The sequence below is a fragment of the Nocardia sp. NPDC050175 genome, from assembly GCF_044459885.1.
Taxonomy (GTDB): domain Bacteria; phylum Actinomycetota; class Actinomycetes; order Mycobacteriales; family Mycobacteriaceae; genus Nocardia.
Genome location: NZ_JBITJI010000013.1, coordinates 75,979 through 99,131, shown reverse-complemented (window position 1 = coordinate 99,131; position 23,153 = coordinate 75,979). Strand labels below are relative to the sequence as shown.

Genomic DNA, 23,153 nt, shown 5'->3' with positions numbered 1-23,153 from the left:
GGAGCGATCATGAAACAAACCGATGGCCGTGCGATCACCAATCCCGAGAACGCGCAAAGCTTTACCCACGCCGAGATCAAGCAGGCGGCCGACGGGATGAATCCGGACGGGCTGGACAGCGCGTTCGACGCCTGGTCGAAGATCGCGACGGCGGTGACCGATGCCGGGCACCAGTTCGAGACCGCCATCAAGCAGGCGGTCGAACAGCATTGGGAGGGTGCGGCGGCGGACAGCGCGGTGCGCGGCATCCGCGACTACGCGACCCAGGTCGGTGAGTTCGGTACGACGCTGAACGCGCAGAGCACGCCGTTGTCACAGGCCGCGAGCGCGGCGGCGAAGTTCAAGATGTCGGTGCCCGACGTGGTGGACACCTCGACCAATCCACGCGGCCCCGAGCTACGCAACTCCAACGAGGAGCAAGCTCGCGACGAGATGACCACGCAGTACATCCAGCCGTACGGCACCACCGCCCCCGCCATTCCGACGCTGCCGCCGCCGATCAGCCCGATCGTCGTGCCGACGCCAAGCGGCGACAGCAGTATCGACCCCGGCACGAACCCGGTCCCAGGCAAGACTCCCGACGGCAACGGCCCTCGCACCGACGACAACAGTTCCGCCACCGAGGATTCCGGCAAGCAGGCACCGACCGACCAGACCGACAAGTCGGCGGACACCGGTAAACCCGACACCGAGGCAAAGCCGGAAGACACTGCTGCGCAGTCCGTCTCGCCGGATCAGAACAACGCATCGACCACCCCCGCCGCGACGACAACGGCGGCGACCACCCCGAAGTCGCCGACCACCACCCCGACCATCTCGGCCAACCCGATCACGACCGGAATCCCCACTACGCCACTGCCATCGGCACCGGCGACCGTCACCTCCGCTTCATACAACGGCACACCCAGCAGGTCGGGCACACCGAGCACCGGCGACCGCCCGAGCACCTCGACGTCCCCGCACACCTCGGCGAGCCCGAACAGCGAAGCACGCCCCGGCACCTCCCGACCGCCGCTGCCCGCCACCACACCGGGCGCCGCCGGACCGCAACCCGCCGCCGTCCCTGGACGAACCGGCGCACCGGGCACCTCGGGTTATCCCGGCATGTTTCCGCACGGCGCCCGAAGCCAGGGCGAGGACGACGGCGAACACAAGTCCCCCGGTTTCCTGCGCACCGCGGAGCACGCCAAGGAACTCCTGGGTGAGGTGGAAAAGACTGTGCCGCCGGTGATCGGTGAAAAGTGACGGCACAGTGGTCTCTGTCGGCGGAGCAGTTCGCGGCGGCATGGTTCGGCACCGGCCTCGATCGACTGCCCTTTCCGTTCCGCTTCACCAGTCGCTTCCCCGGTCTGCGCGAATATCAGACCTACCAGCGGGAATTCCGCGACGAGCTGGCCCGCCCCGAGCGCGTCCCGCTGGCGCGCGCCATCACCGTGCTCGCCCGACCCGATTGGCGCATCGAACTTTTCGGCCACGACAATACCCGCGACGGCATCGAGATGCGGGCGATCGGCTGCGCGACCCGCGGCGGTGCGGGCGTGATCGCCGAGCAGACGCCCGCCCCCACCGGCGGCCGAGTCCAACTGCGCCGCTGCCGGGTCGACCAACTCGCGACCGAACTGGTGCGACTGCTGCCGGACACCGCGGCGGGCACCACGGGCGAAAAGTCCTTCCTGCTGGACGATCTCAACGATGACCGCCCCGACCTGTTCGGCAGTGCCCCCGCCAGCGAGGTCAAGGATCGCTACCGCCGCTTCTGGCGCCAATCCTGCGGCACCCGCGGCATCGCCGCCGTCCTGCTCGGCCCGCGCAACGCCGAACCGCTGCGCACCGGCCGCCTGCGCTGGATCGACGCCGCCGACGGCCGCTACTACGAGGTCCCCGCCAACCGCGCCCTGATGATCCGGCCGGGCACCAGTGCCGACATCACCCGCTACCTCGACGAGGCGATCGCCCGTGCCAGGGCCAGGATGGATTCGGTATGAACCGCCGATCAGGTGTTCGCGCGGATCGCTTCGATGAGCAGCTGCGCCTCGTGCTGATGGCCAACGGCGTTGGCGTGCAACGGTTGTGCGGGCGAGGCCGGGAAGAGGCCTTCGGCCCAGCGATCGTCCTCCGGCGCGCAAGCATCGTGGCCGACGCTGGCCGGGTAGACGTCGACGAAGGTCGCGCCGTGGGCCGCGGCCTGGGTGACCAGCACCGCGTTGACGGCTTCGACGCCTGCGTAGATCTGGTCGGCCTGCGTCGGTAGCAGCGGCACCGCCGGGAAGCAGCCGCCCGCGCGCACCCGCTCGATCTTGCCCATCACGAAGATCCTGGCCTGCGGTGCGCGGGCGCGAATATCGTCGAGCAGCCCGGCCAGTTTCGACACCAGCGCGGTGGCGGTCCAGCCGTCGTCGGCGTAGTCGTTGATGCCGAAATCCACCGAGACGATCGTCGCGTCCGCGGTCACCGCGTCAATCTGCGGAGGGTTCGCGCCGCCGAACGGCAGTGCCTGCGCCGCATACATATTCGCGATTTTCGCGCCGGAACACGCAGGGTCACGCAGGGTCAGTCCGAGCGCTTCGGCGGTCAGATGGGCGTAATTGTGGTTGGAACGAAAGCAGCCCAGCGGGTAGATCTGCTCCGGGATGAAAGGTCCCGCCGCGCTCGACTCCCCCACCGACACATAGACACCCGACGGTTGCGCGGCCGCCGACGCACCCGCCACCCCTGCGGCGAGCACCACCAGCGTGCAGACCACCCGGACCACCCGCCTGCCGACCACCAGGTTGCCTCCGCGTCGAGTCACCTACCTGAGCACTGCACAACTTCAGACTGCGCTCCCCCGCCGTCAGACGAGGGTGATCCGCGCAAACACTAGCGGGATCGCACTCGCCTGATCTGCGGCGACACGGCTCGGCGACCACATCGGTGTCTGCATCCAGGTGCATAGATGGTGTCCACAAACGACTCGAGCTCGCGTATCCGGTGATTCACCGGATACGCGAGCCCGTCGAACGTCTTCGCGGCGACTCAGCCCAGCAGGCGCCAGTCCTCCAGGCCCTCGTAGAGCGGAACGCTCTGCGCCAGCTTGGTGACGCGGCCACGCAGCGTGTCGACATCGGAGGTGCCCGCGAGCGCGGTGGCGATGATGTCGGCGACCTCGGTGAACTCGGTGTCGCCGAAGCCACGGGTGGCCAGCGCGGCGGTGCCGATGCGCAGGCCCGAGGTGACCATCGGCGGGCGCGGGTCGAACGGAACGGCGTTGCGGTTCACCGTGATTCCGATCTCGTGCAGCAGATCCTCGCCCTGCTGGCCGTCGAGCTCGGAGTTGCGCAGGTCGACGAGCACCAGATGCACGTCGGTGCCGCCGGTGAGCACGCTGACGCCCTTGCCCTTGACGTCGGCCGCGGTCAGGCGCTCGGCCAGGATCTTGGCACCGGACAGCGTGCGCTCCTGCCGGTCCTTGAACTCACCGCCCGCAGCGATCTTGAAGGCGACGGCCTTGGCGGCGATGGCGTGCATGAGCGGTCCGCCCTGCTGGCCCGGGAACACCGCGCTGTTGAGCTTCTTGGCGAACTCCTGCTTGGCCAGGATCAGGCCGGAGCGCGGACCGCCGAGGGTCTTGTGCACGGTGGAGGACACCACGTCGGCGTGCGGCACCGGCGAGGGGTGCAGGCCGGCCGCGACCAGACCGGCGAAGTGCGCCATGTCCACCCACAGGTAGGCGCCCACCTCGTCGGCGATCGAGCGGAACGCGGCGAAGTCCTGCTGGCGCGGGTAGGCCGACCAGCCCGCCACGATCACCTTCGGACGAGCCTCGAGCGCGATGGTGCGCACCTCGTCCATGTCGATGCGGTGGTCTTCCTTGCTGACGCCGTAGAAGTGCGTCTCGTACAGCTTGCCGGAGAAGTTCAGCCGCATGCCGTGGGTCAGGTGACCGCCGTGCGCGAGGTCGAGGCCGAGCAGCTTGTCGCCGGGGTTCATCAGCGCCATCAGCACCGCGGCGTTCGCCTGCGCGCCGGAATGCGGCTGCACGTTGGCGAATTCGGCGCCGAAGAGTTCCTTGGCGCGGTCGCGGGCGAGGGTCTCGACGACGTCGACGTGCTCGCAGCCACCGTAGTAGCGCCGGCCCGGGTAGCCCTCGGCGTACTTGTTGGTGAGCACGCTGCCCTGCGCCTGCAGCACCGCGCGCGGCACGAAGTTCTCCGAGGCGATCATCTCGAGGGTGTCGCGCTCGCGGGCGAGTTCACCCGCCATCGCGGCGGCGAGCTCCGGATCGAGCTCACCGAGAGACTGAGTATTGACCGAGGCCGTCGTCTGCGTCACCGCCACAGTCTATGGGCCCGCATTGTGCTCTTCAGCATGGGGTTCCAGGCCACCGCGGGGCCATCCGCCAGGCAACGCGCGTGCGGGTTGTTAGCTGTCGGCGGCAGGTGGGAGGTATTGGTCGAGCAGCACCGAGAGGTGTTTTTGCGCGTCGGCCAATGGCTGACTGGATTTCATGGCGCGCGACTGCACGATCGCGCCCTCCAGCGCGCTGATCACGAAGCTGGCGAAGGATTCCGCCGCCGCGGCGGGCAGGCCCGCGTCGGCGAACCCGATACCGAGTCTCGCGTGCCAGTCGGCGAATACCGCACCGGCCGAGGCCTGCACGTCGGGCTCGGATTCGGCGAGCGCGGCGCCGACGATCGGACAGCCGGTGCGGAACGAGCTCGTGTCCAGTGCGGTGATCCACCAGCCGAACAGTGCGTCGAACCACTGTTGCGGCGGACGCGCGGCGGTGACCTTCTCGATCACGGTCGCGAGCCGGGCGCCTGCCACGGTGGTGGCCGTCGCGACGAGCTCGCTCTTGCCGGACGGGAAGTGCTGATACAGCGAATTGCGGGACGCCTTGCCGCGGTCGAGCAATGCGGTCAGACCCGCGCCTGCCACGCCTTGCTCGCGGACCAGTTCGATCGCGCTCTCGATCAGCCGAGCGCGTGGGCCTGTGGTCATCGGGCACCCCCTGTCCGGTCGACGTTCCCGGTACCCGTCGGACGGTCGAGCACTGGATCAGTGTGACTTAAGCCACCCAGCAGCGGTCGATCGGAGATTCCGCCCGTTGTCGGCGGCGTCGGCGCGGCACGCAGGTCTCGCACGTGGACCCTCTCCTCCCGCACTGTTGCATGAACCGATCGGTCCATGCTCCAATCATGGCAGATGTGGACCGATCGGTTCACCGAAAGGACGGATTCATGTCGGAGACCACGATCGATCTCGCGCAGCTGACGGGCCTGGAGATGCTCCGCCTCGGCATGACCATGAAGGACCGCCCGCCGTTCATCGGCGATCTGCTCGGCATGGAGGTGGACCTGATCGAGCAGGGCAAGGTGGTGTTCACGCTGCGGACCCGTCCCGATTTCGCCAACCCGCTCGGCAGCACGCACGGCGGCATCTGCGCCACCCTGCTCGACTCGGTGATGGGCTGCGCGGTGCACTCCACCCTCGACGCGGGCGTCGGCTACTCCACCCTGGAACTGAAGGTCAACTACATCCGCTCGGTGCCCATCAACGGCCAGAAGCTCACCGCCACCGGCACCACCATCCATGTCGGCCGCACCACCGCGACCGCCGAGGGCCGCGTCGTCGACGAACAGGGCAGGCTGGTCGCGCACGCCACCACCACCTGCGTCATCCTGCGCGGAAACCGCTGAGACGCAAGGAGTTCGCCATGAGCGCACGCAGCACCAGCGCCGCGGTCCGCAAATTCCGCCGCGAACGCCTCATCGGCCGCTACCTGGCCAACCCCGCCGTCGGCCTGCTCGACCGCATCGGCATCCGCTCGGCCCTGCTCGCCGAACTGGAGACCACCGGCGCGAAAACCGGCCAGCCGCGCCGTGTTCCGGTCACCGTCTCGGTGGATGACCAAGGCGCCTGGCTCATTTCACAACACGGCCGCCGCTCCGGCTGGGCGCGCAATATCGTCGCCGACCCGAAAGTCCGCCTGCGCCAAGGCAAACGCTGGTTCACCGGCACCGCCGCCTTCGTCCCCGACGACGACGTGGTCGCCCGCGCCCGCAGCTTCGCCAAGGGCCGCGTCCCCGAATCCGCCGCGGAATGGACCATGAAAGCGCTGGAGAGCGACCCGATCTCGGTCCGCATCACCTTCACCACCACCTGACTCCCCCTGTTACTCGGGGCACCGTGATTCGGGGCCCGGCCAGACGTAACGAGACACCCGATTCCGCCGGTTCAACAGATGGCCGGCACGAACCGGAGGGGATCGCGCCGTACGACACCGCGGCGCCATCGCCCTCGGGCATTCGCACCCGCCGCCACTGCCCGGCGGCGGGTGCGAATCCGTGTCACGAGGTCAGTTGCGGCGCAGGGCGCCTGGGGTCAGCGGTTCGTCCAGTAATCGGCGGAAGCGGTCGGCGCGGTCGTCCGCAGCGGTGGCACGATCCAGCCAACCGCCGAGCAGGCGGTAGCCCTCCACGTAGGTGGAGATGTAGGCGCGCCAGAGCGGGGAAGATAGGAAGCGCAGGGTTTGGCGGGCGCGTTCGGGGGTGGCGAGGCTCCAGGTCTGCAGGAATTCGGCGACCTCGTCCTCGGGGCGATGCTGGTCGTGTAGCAGCAGGGCCGCGTCCTGGCGGACGCTGAGCAGCTTGGCCGAGGCGGTCGAAAGTCGTTCTGCCCGTTCGCCGTCGAAGCGCAGGCCGAGATCGGCGTAGATCTCCTGGGCCCATTTGCCCCAGCCGGGGCCGACGATGGCGTGCAGGGCCAGGTCCGCGAGGCCCTCGGCCATCAGGCATTGCGGAGTGTTCACGACGAAGAGGGTTTGTTCGGCCTGACCGGTCGCGACCAGTCCGGCCTCCTTGCGGCAGTGCTCGGTGTGATGACCGGGGTAGGACTCGTGCGCGATCAGCGACGGCAGGTGCGTCATGTGTTGTTTGAGGTCGGAGTTGATCGCGACACGGGACTGATAGTTGCCGAGGTAGTAGTTGAAGCCGGACCAGGGCTTGTCGCCGACCACCTCGTAGGTGACGTGCTCGTGATCGGGCAGCGGATAGCGGTCGCGGACCAGTTCACGCAAGGCGCTGGAGAAGGCTTCGACGCAGGCGGCCAATCGCTCCGGCGGGATCTCGTCGGCCTTGCGGTGCGCGGCCACTCGTTCGGCCAGCGGGCCCGCACCGGCGAGGACCTCGTCCATCTGCCGGTGCGCGTCGCGGTAGTCCTCGACCTCACCCAGGGCGATGTCCACGTCGAAGTAGGCACGTACCTCGTCGACGAACCCGATGTCGTCACCGGCGAACTTGCGACCGGAGCACTCCAGCGCACGCAGGTGCACGTCGAGGAATTCGGTGCGCGCCACCGTCAGCCCCGCGTCGGGCAATTCGGCACGCAGTTCGGCCGCCCGGCGGGCCAGCTGCCGCGGCTCCGGCGCGGGGGCGTTCGCGACCGCACGGCGCAAGGCCGGATCACCGGTATACGCGTCGACGAACCCGTCTTCGAGCCGGTCGAATGCCAGGCCGAGCCGCAGGTACTCGGTCACCAGTGGATGCGCTGCCATCCGATCGACTTTAGCGGCTCACCAGCAGCCAGGACGCGGCACAATCACGCGACGCCACCCTGCGTTCGCCCGGTGAAAAGCGCTCGGCATCGACCGAGTCACCCCGGTATCGGTACCCCGCTTTTTCCACGCCGTTGACGCAGAGCAGAATTCGGCTATGCGGCGAGAGTTAGACCGAATCACACGGAGCCGGCACGGTATGTGTACGCGTTTGCCGAACTGGAGCGTCGGGTAAGTGGGACGAATGAGCGAGCCCAGTCCGTATGTGGAATTCGACCGGAAACAGTGGCGCACACTGCGTAAGTCGACTCCCCTGGTGCTCACCGAGGAAGAACTGAGGGGCCTGCGCGGTCTCGGCGAACAGATCGACCTCGAAGAAGTCGCGGAGGTCTATCTGCCACTCGCTCGTCTCATCCATCTGCAGGTGGCCGCGCGCCAGCGGCTGTTCGCCGCGACCGCGACCTTCCTCGGCGAGACGCACCCCGATCGGCAGGTGCCGTTCGTGATCGGCGTCGCGGGCAGCGTCGCGGTCGGCAAATCCACCACCGCCCGCGTGCTGCAGGCGCTGCTCGCCCGATGGGACCACCATCCGAGGGTGGACCTGGTCACCACCGACGGATTCCTCTATCCCACCGCCGAACTCACCCGTCGCGGCATCATGCACCGCAAGGGCTTCCCGGAGAGCTACGACCGCCGCAAGCTGCTGCGATTCGTCACCGAGGTGAAATCGGGCGCGGCCGAGGTGTGCGCGCCCGTGTACTCGCACATCTCCTACGACATCGTGCCGGACAAGTTCCACTGCGTGCACCAGCCCGACATCCTGATCGTCGAGGGCCTGAACGTGCTGCAGACCGGGCCGCGGCTGATGGTCTCGGACCTGTTCGACTTCTCCATCTACGTGGACGCCCGCATCGAAGACATCGAGAACTGGTACGTGCAAAGGTTTCTCGCGCTGCGCGAGACCGCCTTCGCGAACCCGAACGCGCATTTCCACCACTACTCCGGATTCACCGACGAGCAGGCGACCCATGCCGCGTCCGAGATCTGGAACAACACCAACCGCCCGAATCTGGTGGAGAACATTCTGCCGACCCGGCCCCGCGCCACCCTCGTGTTACGCAAGGACGCCGACCACAGCATCAATAGACTGCGACTGCGTAAATTGTGATCCCGCTTACAATTTCCAAGCTTCGTCGAGGCGTTTCGCCACATTGATATCGCGGGCCGCGGCAATGTGCGGTTTGTCGATCTCCTTGGCGATATAGCGGGCGACGAAACGCCGGATCTCCTGATCAACACTGGCGAGGATGCGCAACAGGTTCCCGCGAATGGTGTCGGTGGCGACGTTGATCCGGACGTCGCTCGACCGCGGCGTCGCGATGTCGATCACCACGCGCAGCGGCTCGGCGGCCCGCACGACCAGGTGCAGATGGATGTGCCCGTCCACCTCGAAGCGGTGCCGGTCCAGCGCGAGGTCGATGAGCATGTCGACGCTCAGCGGGATCTTCAGCGCGAACGAGATCACGTCGTCGACATCGCGGCGCACCACGGCCTGACCGAGCTGCACGTGCGCGCTCGCCTTCGCCAACCGGCCCGGCCCGACGCCGATCGGACCGAAATCGAAGGCGGCGCCGGTCAACTGGTCGAACGCGCCGAGGATGCGCTCCTCGGTGGCGGCGTACTCGAAGAACCGGCGACCGAAGTCTTCGTAGCTGATGTAGGGCGCCGTAGCCGATGTGGCTCGGTGTCCGTCGGAGCGGCTGTCCAGGTCACTCATGACCCACCGCCGGACCTCAGATGCCGAAGCGCCGATGCCGTGCCGCGAAGTCGCGCAGCGCCCGCAGGAAGTCCACGCGCCGGAATTCCGGCCAGTATGCCTCGGTGAACCATATCTCCGAGTATGCGCTCTGCCACAGCAGGAAACCGGAGAGTCGCTGTTCCCCGGAGGTGCGGATGACCAGGTCCGGGTCGGGCTGACCGGAGGTGTAGAGGTGCTGGCCGATGGCGTTCACGGTGATCGACTGCACGAGATCCTCGCCGGTCTCCCCCGCCGCGATCTCCTGGCGGACGAGCGAGCGCACCGCGTCGGTGATCTCCTGCCTGCCGCCGTAACCGACGGCCACGTTGACGTGCACGCCGCTGTTTCCCTCGGTCCGCTCGGCGGCGGTACGCAGGCGCTTGGCGATCAGCTCGGGGAATCCGTCGAGCGTGCCGACGATCCGCACGCTCCAATTCTGTTCGGGGTCCGACAGTTCTTCGACGACGTCGGTGATCACCTCGAACAGCGTCTCCAGCTCGTCGGGATCGCGCTGCAGGTTCTCGGTGGAGAGCAGATAGACGGTGACCATCTCGATGCCCTCGGCCTGACACCAGCCGACCAGCTCGGCGATCTTCACCGCGCCGACCCGATGGCCGTGGCTCACGTCGGTGAAACCGTTCTCGCGCGCCCACCGCCGATTACCATCGCACATCACCGCGACGTGGCGGGGATGTTGTTTGCCGGCCAGCTGCTTCATGAGCCGGGCCTCGTAGATGCGATACGGCAAACCCCGCACCTGAACCGGAAGCTCCACGCGGCCACCCTACGCCTCAGCGGCGGGATCCTGGCAGCGACCGGGTCTCCCGGTACAGTGGCGGGAGACCGTAACTTACGGTTCCGTAGGTTACCGGTGAGTTCAACCAGGAGGTAGCTCGTGTCCGAATCGGTCGGCGGCACCGACACCGGAGTGGTCGACGGCTCGGGGACGGAGTCCCTGGTCGAGGCACTCGGTAAACCCCGGATGCGCGGCTGGATCCACACCTGGGCGGTCGGCATCGCGGCCGTCGCCGCCATCGTGCTCGTCGCCAAGGCGACCACCATCTCGGCCACCGCGGGCTGGTCCACCGCCGTCTACGGGCTGACGGTGTGCGGCCTGTTCGGCATCAGTGCGGTCTATCACCGGGTGACCTGGCCCACCGCGCAGGCGCGCATCCGGATGAAGCGGGCGGATCACTCGATGATCTTCCTGTTCATCGCGGGCAGTTACACGCCGTTCGCCCTGCTCGGCCTCCCCGGCCGCACCGGGCAGACGCTGCTGATCGTGGTGTGGGCGGGCGCGCTGGCCGGTGTCGCGCTGAAACTGTTGTGGCCCACCGCTCCCCGCTGGGTCGGCGTGCCGCTCTACCTGCTGCTCGGCTGGGCCATCGTGCCGGTCGCCGGGCAGCTGAACAGTCAGATCGGCATCGCGCCGCTGATCCTGCTGCTGGTCGGCGGGCTGTTCTACAGCGGCGGCGCCATCCTCTACGCCACCAAGTGGCCCAACCCGTGGCCGACCGTCTTCGGCCATCACGAGTTCTTCCACGCCGCGACGGTGCTCGCCGCGCTGACCCACTATGTCGCGGTCTGGCTCGTCGTCCTCCGATGACCAGCGCGAACGGCTAAGCTGCTCGTTCGTGTTCCTAGTCACTGCCGTTCGTGGCGTCGCATGATCGCCCGGCTGGTCATCTGGGCACTCAAGGCCCGCGCCGGTCTCGCGGCGGTGGTGATCACCGCCAATCTCAGCGGTCTGGCCGTCATCATCATGGAGCTGTGGCTCAGCGGGTCGCTGAGCAGGCTCGGTCCCGACTGGCTCCGGCATGTCGCGCTGGCAGGCATCTATCCCACGCTCGGCTTCCTGGCCGGGGTCGCGCTCGCGATCCGGGACCGGTCGTACCATTTCGGCTGGCTCGATCAGGGACGCAAACCGACCGAGGAGGAAGCGCGGCAGCTGCTTCGCCTGCCGATCACCATCACCACCCGCGCGCTCGCGGTGTGGATCACCGGCGTCATCGTCGCCACCCTGTCGCTCATCCGGCTGACCCCGGACAACGATCCGGCGGTGATCGCGGCACTGTTCACCTTCGGCGGGATCGAATCGGTGGGGCTGACCTTCCTCATCGTCGATCGGCTCATCCGGCCGACCATTCCGATCGTGGCCGCGGTGCTCGGGCCGACCATGCACTGGAGTTCCTCGGTGCTGGTCCGGGTCGTGGTGAGCTGGGCGGTCGCGGCGGCGTTGCCGATGCTGATGCTGATCGTGGTGCTCGGCAATCCGGTGGCCGATCCGGCCGATCGCGTGCGCACCGCCATCTATCTTTCGGTGGTCGGTCTCGGCGTCGGCGCGTTGGCGACGGCGTTCCTGGCCCGCGCGGTGGCCACGCCGATGCGCACGTTGCGGCTGGCCCTGGATCGCATCACCAAGGGCGATCTCGACGTGCGCGTCCCGGTGGGCAGCACCAGCGAGATCGGGCGGTTGGAGAACTCGGTCAACGAGCTGGTCGCGAATCTGCGTGAGCGCCAACGGATGCGGGATGTATTCGGCAGGCACGTCGGCGCCGAGGTGGCCGAGCGCGCGCTGGCCGGTGGGCTGGACCTGACCGGCGATGTGCGGGTGGTGACGGCGCTGTTCGTCGACGTGACCGGCTCGGTCGAACTGTCCACCGGGCTGCCGCCGGAGGAGTTCGTGGCCAAGCTCAACCGGCTGCTCGCGACCGTCGTCGCCGCGACCGAGGAGAACAACGGGCTGGTCAACAAGTTCGAGGGCGACGCGGCGCTGTGTATTTTCGGCGCGCCGATCGCCTTGCGCGACAACGCGACTCCCGCATTGCGCGCGGCACGGCGGATCCGGGACGAAGTGGTCGCGGCGGGCGAACTCGACATCGGCATCGGCGTCGCGCACGGCCTGGTCTTCGCGGGCGATATCGGCTCGGACACGCGGCTGGAGTACACCGTCATCGGCGACGCCGTCAACGAGGCCGCCCGCCTCACCACCGAGGCGAAAGAGGTGCCGCGCCGAATCCTGGTGAGCGGTTCCGCCATCGAGGACGCCGCGCCGCACGAACGTGCGAAATGGACGCTCTACGAGACGATTCTGCTGCGCGGGATGAAGCAGCCGACGGCCTGTTGGACCGACCTCGACCCAGCCGCCGACCTGAGCGCGAATGGTGCACAGACCACCGCGCCGAGCGGCACCGCAGATCCGGCGACCGATCGCAGCGCGGTGGTCGAAGTTCGCACCGCCGCAACGGAAACCGACTGAGATATCCGCGCCACGGCAGCCGTCGCTACCGCGAGCTCGCGGACGTACTGCGGCACGCTGGGCGGTCAGGCTTGCCACTCAGCAGCGCCTACGTTCACGCGGTCGGCCCGTAGCTCGGTCACGGCGAGCCATCCGACAAACCCGTGGCACAGCAGGCGGTCGGCTCGCCGCGCAGGCGCCTATGTCCGTTCCAGGGACGCACGCAGTTCAGCCGCTGTCGCTACGGGGAGGTCGCAGACCGTGCCGCGGCAGACGTAGGCGGCGGGCTCGCCGCCCAGCAGCGGGCGGTCGGTCAGCAAGGGTGCCGAATTCGGTAGGCCCGCAAGGATTACCGTGCCACCGGGGGCGGTGGCACGGGCCGTGATAAGCAGTTCGCTTGGCTCGCTGGGTGTTTCGGTGGCGATGGCGACCTGGAGGGGGCCGCGGAGAGCCGCCTCGGCGACCGTCAGCCACTGACCCGCGGAGCGCGGGGCGCGAGCCAGGACGACCGCGCCGCGCTGCAAGGTCTGTTCGGCCAGCGAGAAGTAGGGAATGGCGCGGTCGGGATCGCTGGTGGCGGCCGCGGTGAGCAGCGCTTCGGCGAGGGCGGACGCGCCCGCCGGGGTGGCACCGTCGACCGGATCGCGGGGACGGGTGACCAGCGTTTCGGAATCGTCGGCGGTGTCGTACCAGCTGCCGGGGATACCCGGATCGGCGAAGTGCTGGATTGCCTTGTCCAGCAACCGTTGTGCCTCGTCGAGCCAGTTGAGCTCACCGGTGGCCTGATGCAGGGCGAGCAGGCCGGTGACGAGCCAGGCGTAGTCCTCGAGCACACCGGGCGACGCTCCCGCGGTGCCGTTCAGTGAGGCGCGACGCACGCGGCCGTCGATCACGTGCTCGGACAACAGGAATCGCGCGCAGCGGACCGCGGCGGCTACCCAGTCGTGCTCACCAAGCGCGGCACCCGCCTCCGCCAACGCCGTGATCGCCATACCGTTCCACGCGGTGACCACCTTGTCGTCGCGGTCCGGTTGCGGGCGGCCGTCACGCGCCTTGCGCAGAGCAGCGGTGACGCGTTCGAGCCGATCGATGTCGGCAGGTGCGGGATCGGCGTATCGGGTGAGCACCGAGGTGCCCTGCTCGAAGTTCCCATCGGTTGTGACCCCGAAAAACTCTGCAGCCCAGGCACCGTCGATCGGTCCGAGTTCGCCGACCAGCTCGGCGGGCGTCCAGACGTAGGTCGCGCCCTCTACTCCAGGCTGGCCAGGTTCGAGATGTGTGTCGGCGTCGAGGGCGGAAGCAAATCCGCCTTGCTCGGTACCCAGATCTTCGAGCAGGAACTGAACGGTCTCGCGAGTAACCCTGTGTGCCAACGACTCCGGCGATCGCCGCGCCAAATGCCCATACGCCCGCAGCAATTGGGCATTGTCGTACAGCATCTTCTCGAAATGCGGTATCACCCAAGCCGGATCAACGGAGTAGCGCGCGAATCCGCCACGCAACTGGTCGTAGATGCCGCCACGCGCCATCGCCTCGGCCGTACGATTCACCGCCTCGAACACCGCCTGATCACCGCTGCGCTCCCAACTACGCAGCAGCCCCTCCAACAGCGCCGACGGCGGAAACTTCGGCGCCCCACCGAATCCCGCATGCTTCGGATCCTCGTCACGCAACACCGCCGCGACCGCATGATCGAGCAACTCGGCGGTGATCGCGAGGTCGGAGTCGGGCAGCCCCGCCGCCTGCGCCTGCAACGCCTCGGTCACCTGCGCCGACGCCTTGTGCACCTCATCACGCCGCTGCTGCCAGGTCTCGGTGATCGCGGTGAGCAACTGCGTGAACGACGGCATCCCACCCCGCGCCACCTTCGGGTAGTACGTCCCGCAGTAGAACGGCTCCCCCTCCGGCGTAAGGAAGCACGTCATCGGCCACCCACCCTGCCCCGTCATCGCAACGGTCGCATTCATATACACCGCATCCAGATCAGGCCGCTCCTCCCGATCCACCTTGATACAAACGAAGTTCTCGTTCATCAACTCCGCAGTCGCCACATCCTCGAACGACTCATGCGCCATCACATGACACCAATGACAAGACGCATACCCCACCGACAACAAGATCGGCACATCCCGCTCCCGCGCCTCCCCCAACGCCCGCCCATCCCACTCCTGCCAGTGCACCGGATTGTCCGCATGCTGCCGCAGGTACGGAGAGGTAGCGTTCCCGAGCCGATTCATCCCTCAACCGTCTCACAATCCTCGGTGCAGGGTTCTGGCCGGTGACAGGAACCCTGGGGACCGAGTCCTGCACACCATGGTCTCCGTCCACCTGGCGACTTCGGGCCGTCACCTCATGCCACAAACCAGTAGATTGCCATGTATTCGCTCCGGAAATCGACTGCACGTCACCGCAGTTCCCCTACCTGATGCGTGACGAGAACGCCATCGCCCAACCTCCGGACACACTGAGCCAGTGAGGGTCCGTGAAGATGGCAAATCTGTGACTATCTTGCCGGCAGATTTCCGATTAGAGCCCCACATGCGCGAACGCCCTGACTCGTTTGCGGGCGATCTCAGGCTATTTCGGCGGATGCGCCGGCGGGGATCCGGCGGTAGGGGGTGCCGATGCCGGGGCCGTTGTCGCCGAGGAGTCCGGCGACCATCGTGGTGCCTGTGTCGTTGAGTGCGCCGTCGTGGATGGCGAGAGCTTGGCGTGGGGCTACTTCCCGCACATAGTCGATCAGCTGGCCAGTGGTCGACCATGGCCCGTGCACGGGGAGCAGCAGGGTGTCGACGGGGACGTCCGGGACGGTGAGGGCGTCGCCGGGGTGGAACAGGGCGTCGTCGATCAAGAATCCGATGTTGCCGACGCGCGGGAGGTCGGGGTGGATGACCGCGTGCCAGGTGCCGTACACCTTCACCTCGAAGCCGGCCGCGGTGAAGATCTCGCCCGCGCCGACGGCGGTGACGCGCGCGCCCAGGCCGTCCAGTTTCCGGGCGACGGAGGTGTTGGTCCAGATTCGGAGGGCCGGATTCTGCTCTGCGGCTTTGCGAAGCGTCTCCTCGGCGAAGTGGTCGAAATGTTCGTGGGTGACCAGGACCGCATCGGCGCCCGTCAACGCCTGCGGATCGGTGAGACCGCCTGGGTCGACTACCAGACGCCGGCCGTCGATCTCGACACGGACGCAGGCATGACCGAACTTGGTGAGCTGCATGAGGCTCCTCAGACTCCGAAATAATACAACCAAACTGTACAACTAGATTGTACAACTAGGGTGCGCCATTCGGATAAGGTCGAGTGGTGAACGACGCACTGGCCGAAGAGTTACGGCACGCGATCGGTGATCTGGTGCGCGCCGCGCGGGTCGCGGACACCATGTCGGCCGGCGAGGCCGCCATCCTCGGCTATCTCGACCGCGACGGCCCGCACACCACCGCCGAACTGGCGCACCGGCGCAACGTGACGCACCAGTCGGCCGCCAAGACCGTCAAGGACCTCGTCGGCGCCAACCTGGTGCGCACCGAACCTCATCCCGACGACGGCCGCAAGCACCTGCTCTACATCACCGACACCGGCCGTGCCCGCCTGCGGCGCGAACGCACCCAGCGCGCCACCTCACTCGACAGCGCCATCAGCGACACGCTCACCCCGGACGAGCAGCAACAACTGCGGGACTGTGTGCGGTTGCTGACCCGCATCACCGCTCATATGAACGGACGCTGACCGCGATGGGGTCACGGCTTCACCACCGGGGCCGACCACGAACGACTTCACCGAGGGACTAAAGGGAAGCCGTCATCCTGGGGTGGACGGCGCTTCCGGCGAATCACCACCAGCGCAGGACGATCCCGGCGCCACACCCGGCCGACTTGTGCGCCACCCAAGACACAAAGCCGCGAGTTCAGGACTGGGAAGTTGGCGCGGATGATGTTGTGGGGGCCGCAGTTTCGCTTGATCTCGCGCAACACGGGAGTGCCCCCATGCATGCCGCCGCGGCGCACCCGTCAGTTCCAGTCGGACCAGACCGGTGGCGGGCCGACGATGGTGACCCCGTAGGTGCCGAGCAGTTCCACCTGCTTGCCGTGATCTCGGTCCTCGGCCGCGCCGACGCCCTTGAAGTAGCCTTCGATCACACCCGGTGTACTGCCGACCAGCACCTCACTCTCCTCGGTGATGGTCTGAAAGGTATGCGGAATATTGCGTGGACCGTAGACGAAAGCGCCGGGACCAGCCTCGGAGACGGCGCATTCCGTCAGGGAGTAGCCACCGATCCAGAACCGGACCTGCCCGGACAGGATGACCCAGAATTCGTCTTCTCTGGTGTGGAAATGCAGCGGCGGTGCGCCCGCTGGGAAAACCTTGGCCCGCATGACGGATAGCGCACTCGCGGTCTCTTGCTCCGACAGCACCTGCTCGAAACCGCCGTCGTAGTAACGAACTTGCGGCTGCGTCCACGGTGCCCGAACGCCCACCGGGCCTGCGTAAACCATTGTCATGTCCTCTCTGCACGGGTGGGACCGCCGTATCGCCCCTATATCAAGGAAACCGCAGCCGCCGTCAGCAACGGATCACTGTCCGATCACCGTCGATCGCGCCCTGGCCTCAGGGCGTGAAGGTCTGCAAGTGGTCGACGGTGACGAACTTGCTGGTCGGGCTGGCCTGGGCCACCGCCTTGCGCAGCGATTCGAGGCCACCCCAGTCTCGCGCGGGTTCGGCGAGCGGATAGTCGAAATCGTCCCAATGCGTAGGGATTACGTAACGTGGGTTGCCGGTGACGCGTAGCAACCGCGCGACGTAGTCGTAGATCTTGCCGCCGCCCGCGGGCAACAGCAGCACGTCCGGGTGCAGACCGGCGAGTTCCGACTCGATGTAGTTCGAGCCACCGAAGTTCAACACGCTCACCCCGCCACCGCTCACCTCGTAGGCCAGCGTGCCACCCTCGACCAGATCGCGAATCACCTTGGGCTCCGGCAACTTTCCCGCGCCTAGACCAGGTCTGGTACCGGCGAACGCCACCTCGGCCCTGGCACCGGAGGCCGAATGCAACGAGCGCAGTACGCGAATGGTGTAGCCGTCGAAGCGGAGATACTCACCGCCGGTGGCGATCGAGAGCTGGTCCTCCGGTGCGCCGAGCGCGGCCAGCAGATTGAGATGGGTCTCGGTGCCGAGCACCGTGGCACCGGTCTTCTTCGCCAGGTACGGCACGTCGGTGAGGTGGTCGTAGTGACCGTGGGTGACCAGGATGTGATCGGCGCGCAGTTCCCCGCTGTCCACGTAGTGGTCGATGAGCGCCGTATCGACGGCGATCGGGGTGTTCGGGTCGGCGCCCGCATCGGTATAGGTACCGGTATGGAACCTGGTCAGCCACGGGTCGATCAGCACCGTCTTGCCGCCGGGCAACCGGATCTCCCAGCCGTTGTTGCCCCACCAGCGCAGGGTTACGCCACCGGGTGCCGGAGCCGGGCTGTTGGCCGCCGGACTCGCGGATTCCGTTCCGCCACATGCCACTACACCGGCCAGCACCGCAGCGCCCGTGGTCACACCGAAGAATTTTCGTCGTCCGAAACCTGTCATGCGGGCACCGAAACATACGTTCGCCGCCGCTGTCCAAGACCGGCCGACCTGCTCGGCGATATCGAAAACGATATCGTCGCAGCGTGGACATGCTGCGTCAGCTGCGGTATTTCGTTGCCGTCGCCGAAGAACTTCATTTCGGCCGGGCCGCCGAGCGCCTCGGCATCGCCCAGCCGCCGTTGAGTCAACGCATCCGCAAGCTCGAAACCGACCTCGGCGCCCGGCTGTTCGACCGGGACAGCCGCCGGGTCGAGCTCACCGAGGCGGGCCAGATCCTGCTCGCCGAGTCCCGCGACCTACTCGCTCGCTGGGAGCGCACGACCTCGCTGGTCGGCAAGGCGCATCGGGGCGAGATGGACGCGTTGCGCGTCGGTGTGCCGCCCGAACTGGCCGGGCGGGTACTCGCCGCGATCCTCACCGCGTTCGAAAGTCGCGAGGTACGAGTAGATTTGCAGGAGCTGACCACCGCCGAGCAGGTTCGCCTGCTCGCCGACCGTCAGCTGGACGCCGGGCTGCTGCAGCATCCGGTCGACGTGGTCGGCCTCGAACTCGGTCCGGCCGTGGACACTCCCGTCGGCGTGGTGCTGCCCCGCGATTCACCACTGGCCGTGCGTTCTTCGCTCACCCTCGCCGATCTGGCCGGACTCGGTCTGGTGATCTTCCCACGGGCGGCCGCCCCCGGACTCTACGACGCGACGCTACGCACCTGCTGGGAACATGGCTTCAAACCGACGCGGGTACAGCACGCCCGCAATCCCGAATTCGTGCTCGGCATGGTGCTTTCCGGCCGCGGCGTCGCCTTCGATCAGGGCATGGTGGCGCAGAAGGAACCGAGGGTCGTCTGGCGGCCGCTATCGGAAGGCACGCTGAGCTGGCGGCTCTCACTCGCCTGGCCCGCGGCGGCACCGCATCCGCTGGCGCCCGAACTGGCCGAGCTGATCGCCCGAGTTGTGCAGGGCGACGGCACATCTCGGCCCGCAGATGTTCAAGCCGCGCCGCAACGACCGTGGAATGTGGTGTACGGCAGGCCGTGAGCGACCGTCAGCGAGCGAGCCGAAGCGGTAGCGCACCATCTGCGGCGGACGAGGTACAGCCGTGAGCGATGCTGCCGATCGCATGCGCGGCGACGGCGCCAATGGCGCGATCCACCTCGGGTAGCCGCTGGTCGAGGGTGCCCACCCTGGTGAATACCGCTACGGCATAACGACTTCCGTCCGGATACTCGAGCACGCCGATCTCGTTTCGCACTCCGGGCAGAGTGCCGGTCTTGGCCCACACCTGCACCTCCGGCGGAAACGCACCGGCGAGCCGATGCCAATTCACTTGCTGGCGCATGAGATCGCGCACCCACCGACACGCCTCGGCGGGACCCGCCCGATCCTGACCGATGAGCGTGAGCAGGCGGGTCATCTCCCGTGGCGTGCTCGCAGTGGTCCGGTGCGGATCCAGGGCACGGGTGCCGAGGATCTCCGCAGCGGTGAGCGCCGGGAACCGCACGGCGAACTCGGCAGCGTCGCGCGCGCCGATGTCCTCGGCCATGCTCTGCACGATGTTTCGCGGTGCGCCGACGATCCGAGTGCCCGCTAGCCCGAGCTCACGCATCAGCGAACGCACATTCTCGATGCCGACCCGGTCGAACAGCAGATCGGCGGCGGTGTTGTCGCTCAACGTGAGCGCGAAGAACGCGGCATCCCGCAGGCTCAGGTCGACATCATCGTGACACCCCGCCGTACCGACCCCGCCGAGCCGATCCGCACCGCCCGCACGCACCCGGTCGGCCGGATCCACCTGCCCCGCCGCCACCTGCCTGGCGAACTCCAGCACCAGCGGCACCTTCACCACCGACGCGAGCACCACCGGCTCGTCCGCACCCGCCCCAGCCTCCGCACCACAGTCGAAACACCGAGCATGCACCCAGCCCTGCACCCCGACATCCCGAAAGATCTCCTGCACAACTCCCCAACCTGCCACATCGCCCAGTCCCGGCGATGGTCCATTCGGTCGCGCGGTGTTGTCTGTCGAGTCGCTGAAACACTCGTGCTACCGCCCACTCATCCGAATGGCTCTAGATCGAAGTCACCTATCCCGGCACGCTTCTGCGACCTACGCTCAGCAGCTATCTGCTCCTGGCACATCACGTAACACATCGATCAACATCCACAACAGGCTCGAGGGGTTCTGGTCCGGTGCACCGTTGTTTGCTCGCGCTCGGTCCGCTGCGTCCTGGACGAAAGGTGCGAAGTCCCCGAATGAGAGCTTCTCCTTCTCATATGTAGGCAGATACTTCCGCAACCTCTGCTGAGCCGCGTCGCCGTCCTCGAGGTACTTTCGACAATCCGCGAAGTGCAGCACCAACCATGCCTCGAAACACGGGTTGGAGATCAGCAGTGGGATACCTACGCCCTGAGCGATCTTCAGTGCACTGTCTACATCGAAGTCGTCTCTGTCGGCAACCGCATATGCTCGATCGAATCCGATCCGGCAACGGGTCTGCGCAGTCTTCCGGACCAGCTCACTCGGTCCGCCGTTGATGAACTGGACCTTTTTCTTTTTGATACGCGCGCTGACCCATGGTTCCTGCACGACTGCCTGAAGGTACGTTTTCTCGGTCTTCGCGCCATTTGTCGTCACCAATATAGAGATAGCTGACTCCCGGACAGCGATTGCCCGATCAAGCGACGTTGTGCGCCCTTGACCCACGCGGACAGGTCGCCGAGGTTGCTGATTACTCTGCCGCGCTGCCATCGGCCCCTCCCCTGCCCCGCATCGCCTGGGCGACCAGGTCCGAGGAAATATCCGGTACCGCTCCGTAACTACCGTTCAAGTACCGCCGCTCGCGATTCTCCCCGTTCTTTCGCGGCTTGAACTCGGACAGCGAGTACAGCAACGATCTGCCGTCATCGCCCTTCTCCGTGAACCATATCTCGTCCCTTTTCAATACCTCTTCACCGTCCAGATGTCCGAGCAGAGCAGCATCATGGCTTGTGAAAATCAACTGCGCGCCATGCGGATTGGTCAAGGGCGACCGGAACAGCTCTACCGATGTCGCAGACAGCAAAGGGTGCAGGCTGACGTCGATCTCGTCGACTAACAGCAGACCGCCGCGGTCGAGTACGTCGATCGCGTCCACGCCGAGTTCTAGAAGTTGGCGCGTACCTCGCGACTCATCATCGAATTCCATCAGGACATCACCGTCCGCCCCCTTGTGCTGGAAAAGCAGTCGATCGCGAGTGGCGGCGCGGATAGCCTGAGCCTTTTGATGTTCGCCTGCCTCGGTCAGTTCCTGGACCAATCGCCTCGCATCAGGGTCGCCGGGGGCCAGTTCGATACCGGCAATACCAAAATCGGCAACTCGCAGCAAACCCGCAAGCCTGTCGCGCAACCTGTCATCATGAAATGTACCCGGACGTCCGGGCGGCAGCATAAGACCAGAAGACCCTCGGCGCATCCGTATTGCGCGAAACCACCGATACGCGTCGTGCAGCGGGTCAGGTAGCCGATTCTCGTCAGTTCCTCCACCCCGTCGAACACGCAGCTTGAACCGTGCCGCAGTAGACAAATAGAGCGCGGTTGGCGCGGTAAATCCAGCGATATCTCTCAGATCACTGTGACTGCGATACTCTGGCCCCCACTCGAAGTCATCGCCGGTGCGCGCAAAGATCAATTGCTCCCGACCAGACTTATGGTAACGGTCGGTCCGAGGATAGTAGTAGAGCCATTCTTCAAGAACTTCGTTGTTGTCGACAGTGAAGCCGTAAGCGTGATGCTCACCGCCGAGTAACAAGTCCACAACATAGCGCGAGGGCTCCAGCTGTGCAGCATGCACCAGCTGAAAGGGGTTGCGTCGCAACCCTTGCCCTGGCTCCACGTCGCGATCAGACCCCAGCACGAAACGCCGCATGAAATCGAGTGCGTCGAGCACGTTCGACTTCCCGGAAGCGTTCCCACCGAAGACGCCGACAACCGGAACTGGGCGAACCTCTGCGTCCGGATAGTCACCGGGGAACGCCGGCATGAGGTTCAACTGTTGCTCATCCCGGAACGAACGATGATTCGCGAAACGGAAACTTTGCAACATCCCCAGTCACCTCACCCTTACCTCGTCGGCTCAACCCTATCTACGACTTTTTCTCGCACAACACCGCCAGAAGAACCATGATACAAGTCACATCGCATCTCGGGTAGCAACCCATGCCCCCAGTTCAGGGGTTGACGCAGATGCACAGACCACATCGCTAACGCGCGCGGCAAGGTGACCAGCAGCACCGGGCAGCCGATCCGAGGAGCTTGACTCTCCCGGCGCTGGAGAGTCCAGGCTGGCGGGATGAAGCTCGACCTGGCCAAGACCGACAAGCACTACTACCAAGCACCCACCGAACCGACGCTGCGCACCTTCGGCGAGTACGGGTACGTGACGGTCACCGGTTCAGGAGCTCCAGAAGGCGCGGAGTACCTCGAGGGCGTCGAGACGCTCTACCGAACCGCGTACGGCGCCAAGAAGATCGCCAAGGTCGCCGGGCACGATTTCGTCGTGCCGAAGCTGGAGGGTCTGTGGTGGGTGGAGTCCGACGAACCACCGCTGACGGTGCCTCGCACGGAATGGCATTGGCGGCTGATGATCCGCATGCCGGAGGTCGTGACCGCGGACATGGTGCGCGGGGCAACCTTCGAGCGGCTCAGCGAAGGTGACGCCGTCCAGGTGCTGCACGTGGGTCCGTATGCGACCGAACCGGAGACCCTGGCCAAGATGGACGCGTTCATGAGCGCCGAGGGGCTCGCGATGAACGGCCGCCATCACGAGATCTATCTCTCCGACCCACGCCGGGTGCCGGCCGCGCAGGCCAAGACCATCCTGCGCCACCCGGTCCGCCGCATCGCCGAAAAATAGGATGCGCCGGTCGAATTCGACCGGATACAGTTCGCAACGCGCCCGGTGCGCGGACAACGGTCGATTCGACCGAATCGGCGGATCCGATAGCTCGACCGATAGAGCTGCCTACCGTCGGCTC

General features: G+C 66.6%; 23 protein-coding genes. 10 read left to right on the top strand and 13 right to left on the bottom strand.

What is annotated here, in order from left to right:
- Positions 1-9: 9 nt before the first annotated feature.
- Complete coding sequence (locus tag ACIBK2_RS35205) at positions 10-1,245, top strand: hypothetical protein (protein WP_396973813.1); 1,236 nt, start codon at positions 10-12, stop codon at positions 1,243-1,245.
- Entirely contained in the window at positions 1,242-1,985 is a 744-nt protein-coding gene (locus ACIBK2_RS35200) for an ESX secretion-associated protein EspG (protein ID WP_396973811.1), read from the top strand. The genes ACIBK2_RS35205 and ACIBK2_RS35200 overlap by 4 nt, the downstream gene beginning before the upstream one ends.
- A gap of 8 nt (positions 1,986-1,993) precedes the next feature.
- On the opposite strand, the gene ACIBK2_RS35195 is transcribed toward ACIBK2_RS35200, so the two are convergent.
- The 3 genes from ACIBK2_RS35195 to ACIBK2_RS35185 form a co-directional block, all read right to left on the bottom strand.
- Positions 1,994-2,791: an SGNH/GDSL hydrolase family protein gene (locus ACIBK2_RS35195; protein WP_396973809.1), complete on the bottom strand. Its 798-nt coding sequence runs from the start codon at positions 2,789-2,791 to the stop codon at positions 1,994-1,996.
- Positions 2,792-3,015: 224 nt separating this feature from the next.
- On the bottom strand, positions 3,016-4,311 hold the full coding sequence (gene glyA, locus ACIBK2_RS35190; protein WP_396973807.1) for a serine hydroxymethyltransferase: 1,296 nt from the start codon (positions 4,309-4,311) through the stop codon (positions 3,016-3,018).
- A gap of 90 nt (positions 4,312-4,401) precedes the next feature.
- On the bottom strand, positions 4,402-4,980 hold the full coding sequence (locus ACIBK2_RS35185; RefSeq protein WP_396973805.1) for a TetR/AcrR family transcriptional regulator: 579 nt from the start codon (positions 4,978-4,980) through the stop codon (positions 4,402-4,404).
- A gap of 239 nt (positions 4,981-5,219) precedes the next feature.
- Here ACIBK2_RS35185 and ACIBK2_RS35180 point away from each other — a divergent pair, with 239 nt between their 5' ends.
- A complete protein-coding gene (locus ACIBK2_RS35180; RefSeq protein ID WP_396973803.1) occupies positions 5,220-5,678 on the top strand; it encodes a PaaI family thioesterase in 459 nt (152 codons plus the stop codon).
- Between the two features lie 17 nt (positions 5,679-5,695).
- Positions 5,696-6,145 (top strand): nitroreductase family deazaflavin-dependent oxidoreductase, encoded by a 450-nt coding sequence (locus ACIBK2_RS35175; RefSeq protein WP_396973801.1) that lies wholly within the window; start codon positions 5,696-5,698, stop codon positions 6,143-6,145.
- Between the two features lie 192 nt (positions 6,146-6,337).
- Here the strand turns inward: ACIBK2_RS35175 and ACIBK2_RS35170 are convergent, their stop codons facing one another.
- Positions 6,338-7,534 (bottom strand): DUF885 domain-containing protein, encoded by a 1,197-nt coding sequence (locus tag ACIBK2_RS35170; protein ID WP_396973799.1) that lies wholly within the window; start codon positions 7,532-7,534, stop codon positions 6,338-6,340.
- 235 nt (positions 7,535-7,769) lie between these two features.
- Between ACIBK2_RS35170 and coaA the strand changes: the two genes are divergently transcribed.
- Positions 7,770-8,702 (top strand): type I pantothenate kinase, encoded by a 933-nt coding sequence (coaA, locus tag ACIBK2_RS35165; RefSeq protein WP_379280860.1) that lies wholly within the window; start codon positions 7,770-7,772, stop codon positions 8,700-8,702.
- A 6-nt stretch (positions 8,703-8,708) separates the two neighbouring features.
- Here the strand turns inward: coaA and ACIBK2_RS35160 are convergent, their stop codons facing one another.
- Both ACIBK2_RS35160 and ACIBK2_RS35155 read right to left on the bottom strand, forming a co-directional pair.
- Entirely contained in the window at positions 8,709-9,311 is a 603-nt protein-coding gene (locus tag ACIBK2_RS35160; RefSeq protein ID WP_396973796.1) for a hypothetical protein, read from the bottom strand.
- 16 nt (positions 9,312-9,327) lie between these two features.
- Entirely contained in the window at positions 9,328-10,107 is a 780-nt protein-coding gene (locus ACIBK2_RS35155; protein WP_396973794.1) for an isoprenyl transferase, read from the bottom strand.
- A gap of 207 nt (positions 10,108-10,314) precedes the next feature.
- On the opposite strand from ACIBK2_RS35155, the gene ACIBK2_RS35150 reads away from it, so the two are divergent.
- Both ACIBK2_RS35150 and ACIBK2_RS35145 read left to right on the top strand, forming a co-directional pair.
- Positions 10,315-10,938 (top strand): hemolysin III family protein, encoded by a 624-nt coding sequence (locus ACIBK2_RS35150; RefSeq protein ID WP_396974134.1) that lies wholly within the window; start codon positions 10,315-10,317, stop codon positions 10,936-10,938.
- A 60-nt stretch (positions 10,939-10,998) separates the two neighbouring features.
- Positions 10,999-12,591: an adenylate/guanylate cyclase domain-containing protein gene (locus tag ACIBK2_RS35145; protein ID WP_396973792.1), complete on the top strand. Its 1,593-nt coding sequence runs from the start codon at positions 10,999-11,001 to the stop codon at positions 12,589-12,591.
- A 179-nt stretch (positions 12,592-12,770) separates the two neighbouring features.
- Here the strand turns inward: ACIBK2_RS35145 and ACIBK2_RS35140 are convergent, their stop codons facing one another.
- Together ACIBK2_RS35140 and ACIBK2_RS35135 are read right to left on the bottom strand one after the other, a co-directional pair.
- Positions 12,771-14,807 (bottom strand): thioredoxin domain-containing protein, encoded by a 2,037-nt coding sequence (locus ACIBK2_RS35140; protein WP_396973790.1) that lies wholly within the window; start codon positions 14,805-14,807, stop codon positions 12,771-12,773.
- A gap of 335 nt (positions 14,808-15,142) precedes the next feature.
- Positions 15,143-15,784, bottom strand: coding sequence for an MBL fold metallo-hydrolase (locus tag ACIBK2_RS35135; protein ID WP_396973788.1), 642 nt, complete (start codon positions 15,782-15,784; stop codon positions 15,143-15,145).
- Positions 15,785-15,870: 86 nt separating this feature from the next.
- On the opposite strand from ACIBK2_RS35135, the gene ACIBK2_RS35130 reads away from it, so the two are divergent.
- Positions 15,871-16,293, top strand: a complete 423-nt coding sequence (locus tag ACIBK2_RS35130) for a MarR family winged helix-turn-helix transcriptional regulator (protein ID WP_396973786.1) — start codon at positions 15,871-15,873, stop codon at positions 16,291-16,293.
- Positions 16,294-16,574: 281 nt separating this feature from the next.
- Here the strand turns inward: ACIBK2_RS35130 and ACIBK2_RS35125 are convergent, their stop codons facing one another.
- Positions 16,575-17,060, bottom strand: coding sequence for a cupin domain-containing protein (locus ACIBK2_RS35125; protein ID WP_396973784.1), 486 nt, complete (start codon positions 17,058-17,060; stop codon positions 16,575-16,577).
- A gap of 112 nt (positions 17,061-17,172) precedes the next feature.
- Positions 17,173-18,111: an MBL fold metallo-hydrolase gene (locus ACIBK2_RS35120; protein ID WP_396973782.1), complete on the bottom strand. Its 939-nt coding sequence runs from the start codon at positions 18,109-18,111 to the stop codon at positions 17,173-17,175.
- Between the two features lie 122 nt (positions 18,112-18,233).
- Here ACIBK2_RS35120 and ACIBK2_RS35115 point away from each other — a divergent pair, with 122 nt between their 5' ends.
- The gene (locus tag ACIBK2_RS35115; protein WP_396974133.1) at positions 18,234-19,178 is read left to right on the top strand and encodes a LysR substrate-binding domain-containing protein; all 945 of its coding nucleotides are present in this window, start codon (positions 18,234-18,236) and stop codon (positions 19,176-19,178) included.
- Between the two features lie 7 nt (positions 19,179-19,185).
- Here the strand turns inward: ACIBK2_RS35115 and ACIBK2_RS35110 are convergent, their stop codons facing one another.
- The 3 genes from ACIBK2_RS35110 to ACIBK2_RS35100 all read right to left on the bottom strand — a co-directional run bounded on the left by ACIBK2_RS35110 (position 19,186) and on the right by ACIBK2_RS35100 (position 22,222).
- Complete coding sequence (locus ACIBK2_RS35110; protein WP_396973780.1) at positions 19,186-20,097, bottom strand: serine hydrolase; 912 nt, start codon at positions 20,095-20,097, stop codon at positions 19,186-19,188.
- A gap of 156 nt (positions 20,098-20,253) precedes the next feature.
- The gene (locus ACIBK2_RS35105; protein ID WP_396973778.1) at positions 20,254-20,775 is read right to left on the bottom strand and encodes an RloB family protein; all 522 of its coding nucleotides are present in this window, start codon (positions 20,773-20,775) and stop codon (positions 20,254-20,256) included.
- A gap of 94 nt (positions 20,776-20,869) precedes the next feature.
- Positions 20,870-22,222, bottom strand: coding sequence for an ATP/GTP-binding protein (locus ACIBK2_RS35100; protein WP_396973776.1), 1,353 nt, complete (start codon positions 22,220-22,222; stop codon positions 20,870-20,872).
- A 246-nt stretch (positions 22,223-22,468) separates the two neighbouring features.
- Here ACIBK2_RS35100 and ACIBK2_RS35095 point away from each other — a divergent pair, with 246 nt between their 5' ends.
- Positions 22,469-23,032, top strand: coding sequence for a GyrI-like domain-containing protein (locus tag ACIBK2_RS35095; RefSeq protein ID WP_396973774.1), 564 nt, complete (start codon positions 22,469-22,471; stop codon positions 23,030-23,032).
- Positions 23,033-23,153 lie beyond the last annotated feature (121 nt).

What these genes read in the sequence shown, in the direction of transcription:
- ACIBK2_RS35160 (WP_396973796.1), bottom strand. Translation starts at nt 9,311, where the DNA reads ATGAGTGACCTGGACAGCCGCTCCGACGGACACCGAGCCACATCGGCT.
- ACIBK2_RS35150 (WP_396974134.1), top strand. Translation starts at nt 10,315, where the DNA reads ATGCGCGGCTGGATCCACACCTGGGCGGTCGGCATCGCGGCCGTCGCC.
- ACIBK2_RS35095 (WP_396973774.1), top strand. Translation starts at nt 22,469, where the DNA reads ATGAAGCTCGACCTGGCCAAGACCGACAAGCACTACTACCAAGCACCC.
- ACIBK2_RS35175 (WP_396973801.1), top strand. Translation starts at nt 5,696, where the DNA reads ATGAGCGCACGCAGCACCAGCGCCGCGGTCCGCAAATTCCGCCGCGAA.
- ACIBK2_RS35170 (WP_396973799.1), bottom strand. Translation starts at nt 7,534, where the DNA reads ATGGCAGCGCATCCACTGGTGACCGAGTACCTGCGGCTCGGCCTGGCA.
- ACIBK2_RS35140 (WP_396973790.1), bottom strand. Translation starts at nt 14,807, where the DNA reads ATGAATCGGCTCGGGAACGCTACCTCTCCGTACCTGCGGCAGCATGCG.
- ACIBK2_RS35145 (WP_396973792.1), top strand. Translation starts at nt 10,999, where the DNA reads ATGATCGCCCGGCTGGTCATCTGGGCACTCAAGGCCCGCGCCGGTCTC.
- ACIBK2_RS35125 (WP_396973784.1), bottom strand. Translation starts at nt 17,060, where the DNA reads ATGGTTTACGCAGGCCCGGTGGGCGTTCGGGCACCGTGGACGCAGCCG.
- ACIBK2_RS35135 (WP_396973788.1), bottom strand. Translation starts at nt 15,784, where the DNA reads ATGCAGCTCACCAAGTTCGGTCATGCCTGCGTCCGTGTCGAGATCGAC.
- ACIBK2_RS35180 (WP_396973803.1), top strand. Translation starts at nt 5,220, where the DNA reads ATGTCGGAGACCACGATCGATCTCGCGCAGCTGACGGGCCTGGAGATG.
- ACIBK2_RS35185 (WP_396973805.1), bottom strand. Translation starts at nt 4,980, where the DNA reads ATGACCACAGGCCCACGCGCTCGGCTGATCGAGAGCGCGATCGAACTG.
- ACIBK2_RS35100 (WP_396973776.1), bottom strand. Translation starts at nt 22,222, where the DNA reads ATGTTGCAAAGTTTCCGTTTCGCGAATCATCGTTCGTTCCGGGATGAG.
- ACIBK2_RS35115 (WP_396974133.1), top strand. Translation starts at nt 18,234, where the DNA reads ATGCTGCGTCAGCTGCGGTATTTCGTTGCCGTCGCCGAAGAACTTCAT.
- ACIBK2_RS35205 (WP_396973813.1), top strand. Translation starts at nt 10, where the DNA reads ATGAAACAAACCGATGGCCGTGCGATCACCAATCCCGAGAACGCGCAA.